Genomic DNA, 13251 nt, shown 5'->3' on the forward strand with positions numbered 1-13251 from the left:
CCCTAACCGCAAGGCAATTGGCGATTGACCGTTAGATCGGCGCGGCCGTTGCCTTCTTGCGCGCGGGCAGCGTCATGGCTGCGACCCCGGCAATGACGCAGACGAGCCCCAGCCAGGCGGTCGAGCTCAGGCTTTCCCCGAGAAAGAGCACGCCGATTCCAACCCCGATCGGCACGCGCAGATAGGCTTGCGACGTTGTGCTGACCGATCCCAGCGTATGGACGAGGCGGAAGAAGATCACGAAGGCGAGGGCGGTCGAGAAAACCGCAAGGCCAAACAGGGCTGCAATCGACGCGGTTGACGGTACGATCGTCCACGGATGGTCGACGACAAGGCTCAAGGGTATGAGCATGACCGCACCGCATATCATCGAGCCCGCCGCCGGCATCATCGGGTCCATCCCCTTGAAGCCGCGGCCGAAAATAGCTGCGCACGCATAGGAAATTGTTGCCGTGACAATTGCGAGTTGCGAGACAAGTTCCTTGCCGAGGCCGTTGAAGGCTTCAAGGCCAATGATCAGGCTGATGCCAACGACGCCAGCAGTGACGCCGAACACCTTGCGGGCGGTCACAGGTTCGTGCCGTGTGATGAGCACGGTGAGCAGGAACGTGAAGATCGGGGTCGTCGAATTGAGGATCGTCGCAAGACCGGCGTCGACGGTGATTTCCGCCCAGGCAACCAGGGTAAAGGGGATGACACTGTTGATGCAGGCCTGGATGAAGAAGCGCTTCCAGACGTCCGGATCTCGCGGCAGTGCGAGACCGCGCATCTTGATGATGGCGAGCAGCAGCGCTCCGGCAATCAAGGTGCGCGCGGCAATAAATGTAACGGGCGGTATGGTTTCCACGCCGATCTTGATGAAGGTATAGGAAGCCCCCCACAGCGTGGCAAGCACCGCGAGAAGGGCAATCTCTCTGGCAAGCGGCGGGGTGGTCGAAACGGCGGGACTGGACATGCGTGGTTGCCTAATATGTGATGTGATCATGCCGGGACGTTAGCTGCACCGCCAAAGCGATGCTACGATCACGGCCGAACCATCGCTTACTCTTCTGGCCAGGGAACGGCCCGAATCTTCCTGTTTTCGAATTTAAGGCAAAGCGATCCGTTGATCAGTTGCAGCGCCTTTTCGCCAAAAACCTCGCGCCGCCAGCCCTGCAGCGCCGGAATGTCGTCGACGTCGCCCTCGGCGGCGATCCGGTCGATCTCGTCGGTTGTCGCAACCACCTTCGCGGCGACACCATGCTCCTCGGTGACAAGGCGCAAAAGCACCTTGAGGAGTTCAGCGGCAGCACCGGCGCCTTCCGGCGACTGCACGGATTTCGGCAGGCGCGGCATGTCTTCCTTCGGCAGGTCGAGCGCGAGATTCACCGCATTGAGAAGGCCGGTCGCCATGCTCGATCGTTCCCAGCCTTTCGGGATCGTTCTGAGGCGTGACATCGCCTCCGCATCGCGCGGCTGCTGCTGCGCGATCTCATAAATCGCATCGTCCTTGAGCACGCGCCCGCGGGGCACGTTGCGCTCGCGCGCCTCGCGTTCGCGCCAGGCCGCAACACTGCGCAGAACCGCGAGTTCCTGCGGCTTGCGCAGGCGCATCTTCAGCCGCTTCCACGCATCATCCGGATGCATGTCGTAGGTTTCGCGCGCCGTCAGGATTTTCATCTCGTCAAGCACCCAGTCGGTGCGGCCCTCTTCCTGAAGGCTCTGCTTCAGATGAAGATAGATGTCGCGCAGATGCGTCACGTCGGCGAGCGCATAGTCGAGCTGCTTTTCGGAGAGCGGGCGGCGACGCCAGTCGGTAAAGCGTGACGATTTGTCGATTTGCGCCCCGACGATGCGCTGAACCAGCTGATCATAGGCAATCGCATCGCCAAAACCGCATACCATGGCCGCAACCTGCGTGTCGAAAACCGGATGCGGGATGAGATTTCCGAGGTGGAAGATGATTTCGATGTCCTGGCGCGCGGCATGGAAGACCTTGACGATCTTCTCATCGGCCATCAGCCGAAAAAAAGCAGCAAGATCAAGGCCCGGCGCCAGCGCATCAACGATCGCAGTATGATCGGGCGACGCAAGCTGAATGACGCAGAGTTCCGGCCAGAAGGTGGTCTCCCGGATGAATTCCGTATCGACGGTCACAAAATCGGATTGCGAAAGGGCCGCGACAGCCTGCTCGAGTTGGTCGGTGGTTGTAATCATGCTCATAAATTTTCTATAGCGAATGAGAATGCGTTTGTCTCCGCCCCGATCTTGACAAATCACCCTCAAAATGCGCTTGTCCGCCCAAATTCTTGGCTCATGCCGGGGCATTTCCCACGCTTTTCGGCAACCAGCATAAATTCAGAGGCACATACCATGCACCGTTACCGCAGCCACACCTGCGCAGCCTTGCGTAAATCGGACGTTGGTTCGACTGTTCGTCTATCCGGCTGGGTCCATCGCGTCCGCGACCACGGCGGCATTCTCTTCATCGACCTGCGCGACCACTATGGTCTGACGCAAATCGTTGCGAGCCCGGATTCGCCAGCATTCAAATTGGCGGAAACTGTACGCGGCGAATGGGTTATCCGCGTCGACGGTGAGGTCAAGGCCCGTACCGACGATACGATCAACCCGAACATGCCGACCGGAGAGATCGAAATCTTCGCCCGCGAGATCGAAGTGCTGTCGGCTGCCAAGGAACTGCCGCTGCCGGTCTTCGGCGAGCTCGACTACCCCGAAGACATCCGTCTGAAGTACCGCTTCCTCGACCTGCGTCGCGACACGCTGCACAAGAACATCATGGCGCGCACGAAGATCATCTCGGCGATGCGCCGCCGCATGTCCGAAATCGGCTTCACGGAGTTCTCGACGCCGATCCTGACGGCCTCTTCGCCGGAAGGCGCGCGCGATTTCCTCGTGCCGAGCCGCATCCATCCCGGTAACTTCTACGCCCTGCCGCAGGCGCCACAGCAATACAAGCAGCTCATCATGATGTCGGGCTTCGATCGCTATTTCCAGATCGCGCCGTGCTTCCGCGATGAAGACCCGCGCGCCGACCGCCTGCCGGGCGAATTCTACCAGCTCGATATCGAGATGAGCTTCGTCGAGCAGAACGACGTGCTTTCGACGATGGAACCGGTGCTGCGCGGCATCTTCGAGGAGTTTGCCAATGGCAAGCCGGTAACGCAGGAATTCCCGCGGATTTCCTACGATGTTGCCATGCGCAAATACGGCTCCGACAAGCCGGATCTGCGCAACCCGATCGAGATGGAAGCCGTCACCGAGCACTTTGCCGGCTCGGGCTTCAAGGTTTTCGCCAACATGATTGCCAATGATCCGAAGGTCGAGGTCTGGGCCATACCAGCCAAAACCGGCGGATCGCGCGCATTCTGCGATCGCATGAACTCGTGGGCGCAAGGTGAAGGCCAGCCCGGCCTCGGCTATATTTTCTGGCGCAAGGAAGGCGAGGCGCTGGAAGGCGCCGGACCGCTTGCCAAGAATATCGGGCCGGAACGTACCGAAGCCATCCGCACGCAGCTTGGCCTCGGCGAGGGCGACGCCGTGTTCTTCGTGGCGGGCGACCCGAAAAAGTTCGTCTCCTTTGCCGGCGCGGCCCGCACCCGCGCGGGCGAGGAGCTCAACCTCGTCGATCGCGATCAGTTCAAGCTCTGCTGGATCGTCGATTTTCCCTTCTTCGAATGGCTCGAGGAAGAAAAGAAGATCGATTTTGCCCACAACCCGTTTTCCATGCCGCAGGGCGGCATCGATGCGCTGGAACACCAGGATCCGCTGACGATCAAGGCGTTCCAGTACGACATGGTCTGCAACGGCTTCGAAATTGCCTCGGGCGGCATCCGCAACCACCTGCCGGAGACGATGGTCAAGGCGTTCGAGGCCGTTGGTCACTCGCGCGAGACGGTGGAAGAGCGTTTCGGCGCGCTCTACCGGGCATTTCAGTATGGCGCTCCGCCGCATGGCGGTATGGCGGCCGGCATCGACCGTATCGTCATGCTGCTCGTCGGCGCCAAGAACCTCCGCGAGATCACCATGTTCCCGATGAACCAGCAGGCCTACGACCTTCTGATGAACGCACCTTCGGAAGTGTCACAAGCGCAGCTGCGCGACCTGCACATTCGCCTCAATCCGGTGAAGAAAGAGGTTTAAAACACCTCATCTAAGTGGTTTTGAATACAGAAAAGCCCGGCAGCAATGCGGGGCTTTTTGCTATGCCACAAGAGCCCTCGGCGAACGTTGCGTTTCAGCGTTACGGAACCTGGGTCCCCGGGCCCTTGTCCCGAGGATCCCCGTCACGAAATGCTACTCGGTCGCGGTGACCGTCACCCCGAGCGTCTTGATCAGCGATTTCGGATCGGCCATGCCGCCCGCCGCGATAATGGCGAAGGGCACGGGCTTTGCCGGCATCGCCTTGATTTCGATCGTTTTCGGGTTGTCGAGATAGGTACTGGTCGCCTGGGCGAGCGCTTGCGCGAAATCGGCATTCTTCAACTGCGTTGCGGCCATCGGAATGATCATCTTCGCCTGATTGATCAGGTCGGAACGCTTGGCGCCCTGCTGCTTGGCGACATAATCAAGTGCCTTGTAGGTCAGCGAAGCATCGTCGAAGCGGATCGCAGCGCTGTTGAAGCTCAGTTGCTGCATGAGGCCGAGCATGGCCATGCCCTGCGCATCATCGGGCTTGCCTTCCATGTTCTTGGTGGCTTCCTGCAAGCCCTTGATGAAATCGAGCGTATAGCCGGAAATGTCGAGCTTGATGCCGAGTGTACCGGCATTGTCGGCGATATAGTCCATCTTTTCGATGTTGAGCCGGCCATCGGCCATGTTCCAACTGCCGCTCATGTCGATCTTGCCGGTGAGCGTCTCATAGCCGAGCGCCTTGAGGGCGTCTTTCGTCTTCGGGTCTTCCACCGTCGACAGATCCGCCTTGAAGCGTTCCACGTTGGAGGTGAAGGTGACGGGGGCAGACGCGGTGATCGGCGACACGGTGACCGTCAGATTGTCGGCGTTGAAGACGTCCTTGCCCTTTGCGTTGACGTCGAAATGCTTGATTTCCGCTTTTTTATATTGAAGGATTTTGGCGAGCGGATCGGTTGAGCCTTCAGGAGGCAAGGTGATTCCAGCAAGGCTGATGCCGCTGACATTGACCTTGCTGCCGGGTTCGCCTTCAGGGGTGAAGTTGATGTCCGGGATTGTCAGCGAGCCAATCTTGAAACCACCGCCGGGCGCATCGGAGACGTCGGTCAACGTCACGTCGCCGGCGCTGAAACTCTCCTTGACGCCCGCAGTCGATACTTTTGTATCCTTCAGGACGACAGTCGAGCCGTTCGTTTCCACGCTGCCATAGTCGAAGGTGCCGCCCTGTTCGGCATAGACGGCCTTGAGACGTCCTGCGACAGCATTTCCATCGACCGCATAGGCCGATCCGGCAAAGATGATCATGAGAGCAGAGGTGGCGCCGAGGACGCGCAGGCTGGAATTCAGTTGCATTGAAGCCATGAGTTGATCCCTTCTGTTCCCGTATTCGAAGCGTGCAGCAGCGGCAAAACTATGGCCATCACCGAGGAGCTTTGCTGTTAAAGGGCGAGAAGGTCAGATTTGCAGATCGAAAGCAAGAGCTGTGCGTCCGGCAAGGCCAACTGGCTGTGATCTTGGCGAATCATTGCTTGCCGCCGAATCGGCGAGTTGATAACCCATTGACATGGGAAAAAGCGTGATTCCGCCAGACAATGGCGATGAAAATGACAATAATATCGAGCCGGTCGATCTGAAGGCGGCGCTGGAGGAGCGCTATCTAGCATATGCCCTTTCGACGATCATGCATCGCGCGCTGCCGGACGTACGCGACGGGCTGAAGCCGGTGCATCGCCGCATCATGCATGCCATGCGGCTTCTGCGCCTTTCGCCGGACCAGTCCTATGCCAAGTGCGCTCGTATCGTCGGCGAAGTCATGGGTAAATTCCACCCGCATGGCGACCAGTCGATCTATGATGCGCTGGTGCGCCTGTCGCAGGATTTCGCCGTGCGCTATCCGGTCGTCGACGGCCAGGGCAATTTCGGCAATATCGACGGCGATAACCCGGCGGCGATGCGCTACACCGAAGCGCGGATGACCGATGTCGCCATGCTGCTTCTTGAGGGCATTACCGAGGACGCGGTCGATTTCCGGCCAACCTATAATGAAGAGGACGAGGAACCGATCGTCCTTCCGGGCGCATTCCCGAATCTGCTCGCCAACGGCTCGTCCGGCATCGCCGTCGGCATGGCGACGTCGATACCGCCGCATAATGTCTCGGAGCTTTGCGCCGCCGCGCTGCATCTGATCAAGCATCCGGACGCGAGCGTCGAGGACCTGATGTCGACGGTGGAGGAGGAGGACCCGCTCAAGACCAAGGTGCGCGGTCCCGATTTCCCGACCGGCGGTATCCTCGTCGAAACTCCGGATGCCATTCTCGACGCCTACAAGACCGGTCGCGGCGGTTTCCGCCTGCGTGCCCGCTGGGAGGTTGAGGATCAGGGCAGGGGCACCTGGAATATCGTCATCACCGAGATTCCGTATCAGGTGCAGAAGTCGCGGCTGATCGAGAAGATCGCCGAACTCCTGATCGCCAAGAAATTGCCGCTGCTCGACGATGTGCGCGACGAATCCACCGAGGACGTGCGCCTTGTCCTCGAACCGAAGAGCCGGAGTGTCAATCCGGACATCCTGATGGAATCGCTGTTCAAGCTGACGGAACTTGAAACCCGTTTCCCCTTGAACATGAACGTGCTGTCGAACGGCAAGGTGCCGAATGTCCTGTCGTTGCGCGACGTTTTGAAGGAGTGGCTCGAACACCGCAAGGATGTGCTTATCCGGCGCTCGCGGCACCGGCTCGGCGAGATTGAACGCCGTCTCGAAATTCTAGGCGGCATGCTGATCGCCTATCTCAACATCGATGAGGTCATCCGAATCATCCGCGAGGAGGATGAGCCGAAACAGGAGATGATCAGGCGCTTCGAACTCACCGACGTTCAGGCCGAAGCCATCCTCAACATGCGGCTTCGCTCGCTGCGCAAGCTTGAGGAGTTCGAGATTCGCAAGGAATTTGACGGTCTCACAGCCGAAAAGCGTGAAATCGAACAGCTCCTCGGTTCCGAGCCCAAGCAATGGCAAACCATTTCCTGGCAAATCTCGGAAATGCAGAAAAAATATGCGCCGGATACGCTGCTCGGCAAGCGTCGCACCACATTCGCGGAGGCGCCGCAGCACGACCTGACCGATATTCATCATGCGATGATCGAGAAGGAGCCGGTCACCGTCGTCGTCTCCGAAAAGGGCTGGCTGCGCGCCATGAAGGGGCACCTTGCCGATTTCTCGGCGCTGACCTTCAAGGAAGGCGACAAGCTCAAGCTTGCCTTCCATGCCGAAACAACGGACCGCATTCTAGTCCTCACCACTGGCGGCAAGTTCTACACCATCGGCGCCAACAGCCTGCCGGGCGGGCGCGGCCATGGCGAGCCGATCCGCATCATTGTCGACATGGAGAACGACCAGGACATTGTCACGGCCTTCGTGCATAGCCCCGAGCGCAAACTGCTGCTGTCCTCGCATGTCGGCAATGGTTTCGTCGTTCCCGAGGCCGAGGTGATCGCCAATACCCGCAAGGGCAAGCAGGTGATGAACGTCAAGGCGCCCGACGAGGCGCGCCATTGCATTCCGGTTACTGGCGATACGGTTGCCATCGTCGGCGAAAACCGCAAGATGCTGGTGTTCCCGCTGTCGGAAGTGCCCGAACTCGGACGGGGCAAGGGTGTACGGCTGCAGCGCTACAAGGATGGCGGCGTGTCCGATATCCGCATCTTCGCCATGGCGCAGGGCCTGACCTGGCAGGACGCCGCCGAGCGCACCTTCAGCCGAAGCGAGACCGAACTCCTTGAGTGGATCGGCCCGCGCGCAACCGCCGGACGGATGGTGCCGAAGGGTTTCCCGCGCTCTGGCAAGTTCGCTTGACCAAAAAAGGCCACTGTCTCCGATAAACGAGAATGATCTCTCGCATATTGACGGCCAACTAGCATTCGTATAAATGAGAGAGAACGTTCTCTCTCATTTCGGTGGATCGATGGTTGATCAAATTCTGCCCAAGCAGGCAAGGAGCGCTTCCGACGACGACGCGGAAGGCTCTCATTGCTTCGTGGCGAAACTCTTCGGCAAGCGCGCGCGCAATCGCGAAGCGCAGGAGGAGCGTATTCTCAACGCCGCAATGAGCTGTTTCATCCGTTCTGGCTTCCGTGGCGCGTCGATGAACGATATATGCTCGGAGGCAGGCATGAGCCCGGGTGCGCTTTACCGCTATTTTCCTTCCAAGGAAGCAATTATCGAGACGATCGCGGCGATGCATCGCCAGCAGAGCAATGAGATCCTCGATCGCATGCTGCAGTCCAACAATATCATCGATGCGATTACCCAGGTCGGCACCGACCATGTGCGCAAGATGTCGCTGAACGATAGCGGTCCGGGCCCGGCCGATTCCAGCGCGCGTCTTTTTGTCGAGGTACGGGCCGAGGCGATGCGAAACGAAACCGTCGCGGCAACCTGCGAACTGCACGAAGGGATGATGCGCGAAAAGCTGCATGCAGCCCTCGAAGCTGCCAAGGCGCGGGGCGAAATCGATCCGATCGCCGATATGGATCTGGTAGTCGCATCGCTGGCCGCCATGGGCGAGGGGATCATCATGCGCAACTTTCCGGCCCAGGGCCTCCCGGTCGAGGCGCTGGAGCCCGTGTTCCGTGCGCTCGCGGTAGCGATGCTGCGCCCGACAAGTTCTAAGATTTGAAGATCGCTCCAACTCGAGTTTTCCCGATGAGCCGTTACAGCAAAAAAGTTCTTGTTTCCCTGGCTCTCGTGTCGAGCCTCTCCCTGTCCGCCATGGCGGGCGCGATGGCTGAAGAAAAAGCCGCTGCCGCCGTCCCCGAGACTAAAGCGCCGGTCATCAATGTCATACCCGCGGGCAAGAGCGAGATGGTCTCGACCATCACCGTCAACGGCACCATCGTGCCGCGCCAGGAGGTTGCGGTCGGGACCGATGTTGCCGGCCTGCTCGTCCTCGAACTCAACGCCGATCAGGGCGACGTGGTGAAGGAGGGCGACATTCTTGCCCGCCTCGACAAGTCGGCGCTGCAGATACAGCTTGCACAGATCGATGCCCAGCGGGCTCAGGCCGACGCTTCGATTTCGCAGTCGGAGGCCCAGATCGTCGATGCGGAGATTGCCGTGCGCCAGGCCATGGAAGCGCTGGAGCGCGCACGTGCCCTCTCCAGCAAGGGCATCAACTCTAAGATGGAGCTCGACAACGCGACCAACGCGCACGACAGCGCCAATGCCCGTCTCAACACCGCCCGTCAGGCGCTGGTCGCCACCCAGTCGCAGTTGCAGCTTGTCGCCGCGCAGAAGCGCGATGTTCTCCTGCGTCTGGAAAAGGCCGACGTGAAGGCACCGACCGCCGGCGTCGTGCTCAGCCGGAATGCGCTGCTTGGCGGCATTGTTTCCTTCAATGCAGGACCCTTGTTCCGCATTGCGCGCGACGCCCAATTCGAAGTCGCAGCCAATATTCCGGAAGTCGATCTGCCTCGCCTCAAGGAGGGGATGCCGGTTTCGGTCCGCGTCTCGGGCATGGAAGAATCGGTGTCCGGTCGCGTGCGCCTCATTTCGCCGGAAATCAATGCAAGTTCGCGCCTTGGCTCGGTGAAGATCACGCTTGAGAAGAACCCGGCGATCAGGCCCGGTAATTTCGCCCGCGCCGTGGTCGAACTCACACGTCGCGACGGCATCAATGTTCCGCTCTCCGCCGTGGTCTATCATGGCCGCACCGCGCTTGTGCAGGTCGTCAAGGACGGCGTCATCGAAAGCCGGACGGTGGAACTGGGCATTCGCAACGACCGCGCCGTCGAAGTCCTCAAGGGATTGGCGGAAGGCGAGGAAGTCGTGGCCCGCGCTGGAACTTTCGTCGCCAATGGCGACCGCGTAACGCCGGTTCGCGTTACCGACGAGGCCACGGGGGCCATCAAATGAACTGGAACATTTCTGCCTGGTCGATCCGAAACCCGGTTCCCTCGATCCTGCTGTTCGTGGTGCTTGTCGTTCTCGGGCTGATGGCTTTTGCCAAACTGCCGATCACGCGCTTCCCCAATATTGATGTGCCGCTGATTTCGGTTTCCGTCACCGACCCCGGCGTCGCACCGACCGAACTTGAAACCCAGATCGCCAAGCGGGTCGAGGATTCGGTTGCGAATATAACCGGCGTCAAGAACGTCACCACCAATTTGACGGAAGGCAATTCCACCACGCTTGTCGAGTTCCGGCTCGAAGTCGACACGCAAAAGGCACTCGATGACGTCAAGGATGCCGTGTCGCGAATTCGCGACGACCTGCCGGCGACGATCAAGGAACCGATCATCAATTCGGTCGATGTCGAAGGATCGTCGATCCTGACCTATGCTGTCTCGGCGCCGACCATGACATCGGAAGAACTGTCCTGGTTCGTCGATGACAAGATCATCCGCGATATTCAGGGCCTCAAGGGTGTCGGCCGCGTTGAGCGCTATGGTGGCGTTACCCGGGAAATCCGCGTGTCGCTCGATCCTGACCGGCTGACGGCGCTTGGCGTTACCGCCTGGGACGTGAACCGCGCGCTGAAATCGATGAATGCCGACCTGACCGGTGGGCGCGGCGATCTCGGTACCATGCAGCAGACGATCCGCACCCTTGGTGCATCGCGTACGCTTGACGACCTGCGGGCCGTGGAAATTCCGCTCGCCGGCGGCCGTTCGGTGCGCCTCGATGCCCTTGGTACCGTCAGCGACTCCTTCGAGGAGCCCAAATCTTTTGCCCGGGTCAACAACCAGACCGTTGTGTCCCTCGGCATTTTCCGCGCCAAGGGCGCCAGCGATACCGATGTCTACGCGCTCGTCCAGGCGCGGATGGATCAATTGAAGGAGAAGTATCCGGACGCGCGCTTCAGCATCATCGACAATTCGGTGAACTACACCTACGGCAACTATGAATCGGCAATGAGTTCGCTGGTCGAAGGGGCGCTGCTGTCGATCATCGTCGTGTTCCTGTTCCTGCGGAATATTCGGGCGACGCTGATTGCCGCGATCGCCTTGCCCCTGTCGGCCATACCCACCTTCTGGGCGATCGACATGCTGGGCTTCTCGCTCAATCTTATCAGCCTGCTCGGCATCACCCTCGTCACCGGTATCCTCGTTGACGACGCCATCGTCGAGATCGAGAACATCGTCCGCCATATGCGCTCGGGCAAGTCGCCCTATAGGGCATCGCTCGAAGCCGCCGACGAGATCGGCCTCGCCGTGATCGCGATTTCGGTGACGATCATTGCCGTCTTCGCGCCGGTCAGCTTCATGAGCGGCATTGCCGGGCAGTATTTCAAGCAGTTCGGCCTGACGGTCGCAGTCGCCGTATTCTTCTCGTTGCTCGTCGCCCGCCTGCTGACGCCGATGATGACGGCCTATCTGCTGCGCGACGGCAAGAGCCTGCATCATGGCGACAAGGAAGCCGGCTGGATACGCGGCTATACGCGGTTCCTCGGTGTAACCTTGCGCTATCGCTGGCTGACGCTGGTAAGCGGTATTGGACTTTTCGCGCTCGCCATCTGGGCAATGGGCTTCCTGCCCTCCGGTTTCGTTCCGCCACAGGACGAGGCGCGGGTCGCCGTCAGTCTCGAACTGCCGCCCGGCGCGCCGATCGACGAGACGCTGCGCGTGACCGACGCTGCTTCGCTCAAGGTGCGCGAGATTCCCGAAGTCCAGCAAACCTATGTGACCGGTGGCTCGTCGCCGACGGGTTCGCTCGATACGCGCCGTGCAACGATGATCGTCAAGCTCAGCCACAAGAGCGAACGGAACCGGACCCAGAAGCAGATCGAGGTCGATATCTTCAATAAACTGTCGGAAGTGCCTGATCTCAGGGCAAATTTCGTCAATGATCGTGGCGAGCGCGAGTTTGCTGTCGGCGTTATCGGCAGCGATGGCGATAAGGTCAGCGAGCAGGCCCGCCTGCTGCAGAGCGGGATGACCGCGACAGGCAGTTTCCAGGCGGTATCGTCGACTGCCGCGCTTGACCGGCCGGAAATCATCGTCACGCCGCGCATGGACAAGCTCGCCGAACTCGGCATTTCGACTTCGCAGGTGTCAGACGCATTGCGTGTCGCGACGCTGGGCGATCTTGATGCGAACCTTGCCAAATACACGATCGGTGACCGGCAGATCCCGATCCGCGTGCAATTGACCGAGGAAGCGCGCCGCGATCTTTCGATCCTCAGTACGCAGACCGTGACGACCCCGGCGGGCGTGGTGGTGCCACTCGAATCCATCGCCGATATCAGCTTTGGCCAGGGACCGTCCTCCATCGAGCGTTTCAACCGCGAACGCCGCGTCGTTGTCGGCGCCAATATGGCGGGCGGCAAGGAGATCGGCGAGGGGCTCGATATCGTCAAGAACCTTCCGGCTGCGAAGTCGATGCCCCAGGGCGTGCGCATCCAGGAGACGGGCGATGCGGAAGTCATGGGCGAGGTGTTTGCCGGGTTCCGCGATGCGATGATCATGGGCCTCATGCTCGTCTTCGTCGTGCTGATCCTGCTTTTCGGCAGTATCTTCCATGCCTTCACCATTCTGATGTCGCTGCCGCTGTCGATTGCCGGCGTGGCGGTGGCGTTGCTGCTGACCAACAATTCCGTGTCGATGGCGGTGGTCATCGGTATCCTGATGCTGATGGGTATCGTGACCAAGAACGCGATCATGCTCGTCGATTTCGCGGTCGAGGAGGTCAAGCATGGCGTTGCCCGCAACGAGGCAATCATCGATGCCGGACGCAAGCGCATCCGCCCGATTGTGATGACGACCATCGCCATGTCTGCCGGCATGCTGCCCGCCGCCATGGCTTTCGGCGATGGTGGTGAGTTCCGCGCGCCGATGGCGATTGCCGTTATCGGAGGTCTTCTGGTTTCAACGGTTCTGTCGCTGGTCTTCGTTCCATCGTTCTATACGATCATGGACGATGCCAGCCATTGGATGGGCCGCGCCTTCCAATGGTCGTTCCGCCCCAACAAGCCCGACGAGCCTGAGACTGTTGCACACGGCGAGTTGGTTCACGTGCAAGGACCGCGGCCGATTATCGTTGAGGCCGCGGAGTAACGATGCGGCAGCAGTCCGATATCTGCGGAAGCGACGGGATAATTCTCAAAGTCAGGGCATAGTCGCTTA

8 protein-coding genes are annotated in these 13251 nt (G+C 60.1%); 5 read left to right on the forward strand and 3 right to left on the reverse strand.

Annotated features, from left to right (window positions below; translation table 11 throughout):
• Positions 1-31: 31 nt before the first annotated feature.
• Complete coding sequence (locus tag BR48_RS0116800) at positions 32-955, reverse strand: EamA family transporter (protein ID WP_027232373.1); 924 nt, start codon at positions 953-955, stop codon at positions 32-34.
• A gap of 86 nt (positions 956-1041) precedes the next feature.
• The gene (gene rnd / locus BR48_RS0116805) at positions 1042-2202 is read right to left on the reverse strand and encodes a ribonuclease D (RefSeq protein ID WP_027232374.1); all 1161 of its coding nucleotides are present in this window, start codon (positions 2200-2202) and stop codon (positions 1042-1044) included.
• 150 nt (positions 2203-2352) lie between these two features.
• Here rnd and aspS point away from each other — a divergent pair, with 150 nt between their 5' ends.
• Positions 2353-4143 (forward strand): aspartate--tRNA ligase, encoded by a 1791-nt coding sequence (gene aspS, locus BR48_RS0116810; RefSeq protein WP_027232375.1) that lies wholly within the window; start codon positions 2353-2355, stop codon positions 4141-4143.
• Positions 4144-4296: 153 nt separating this feature from the next.
• On the opposite strand, the gene BR48_RS0116815 is transcribed toward aspS, so the two are convergent.
• Complete coding sequence (locus tag BR48_RS0116815; RefSeq protein WP_155810909.1) at positions 4297-5493, reverse strand: hypothetical protein; 1197 nt, start codon at positions 5491-5493, stop codon at positions 4297-4299.
• 202 nt (positions 5494-5695) lie between these two features.
• Between BR48_RS0116815 and parC the strand changes: the two genes are divergently transcribed.
• The 4 genes from parC to BR48_RS0116840 all read left to right on the forward strand — a co-directional run bounded on the left by parC (position 5696) and on the right by BR48_RS0116840 (position 13182).
• Positions 5696-7984, forward strand: a complete 2289-nt coding sequence (gene parC, locus BR48_RS0116825; protein ID WP_027232377.1) for a DNA topoisomerase IV subunit A — start codon at positions 5696-5698, stop codon at positions 7982-7984.
• 109 nt (positions 7985-8093) lie between these two features.
• Complete coding sequence (locus BR48_RS26485; RefSeq protein ID WP_051615122.1) at positions 8094-8807, forward strand: TetR/AcrR family transcriptional regulator; 714 nt, start codon at positions 8094-8096, stop codon at positions 8805-8807.
• A 26-nt stretch (positions 8808-8833) separates the two neighbouring features.
• Positions 8834-10042 carry an efflux RND transporter periplasmic adaptor subunit gene (locus BR48_RS0116835; RefSeq protein WP_027232378.1) on the forward strand — a complete coding sequence of 403 codons (1209 nt, stop codon included), beginning with the start codon at positions 8834-8836 and terminating at the stop codon, positions 10040-10042.
• Complete coding sequence (locus BR48_RS0116840) at positions 10039-13182, forward strand: efflux RND transporter permease subunit (protein WP_027232379.1); 3144 nt, start codon at positions 10039-10041, stop codon at positions 13180-13182. Before BR48_RS0116835 ends, BR48_RS0116840 begins: the two co-directional genes overlap by 4 nt.
• Positions 13183-13251: the final 69 nt, after the last annotated feature.

This window comes from Phyllobacterium sp. UNC302MFCol5.2 (assembly GCF_000686005.1).
In the GTDB taxonomy this organism is placed as follows: Bacteria; Pseudomonadota; Alphaproteobacteria; order Rhizobiales; family Rhizobiaceae; genus Phyllobacterium; species Phyllobacterium pellucidum.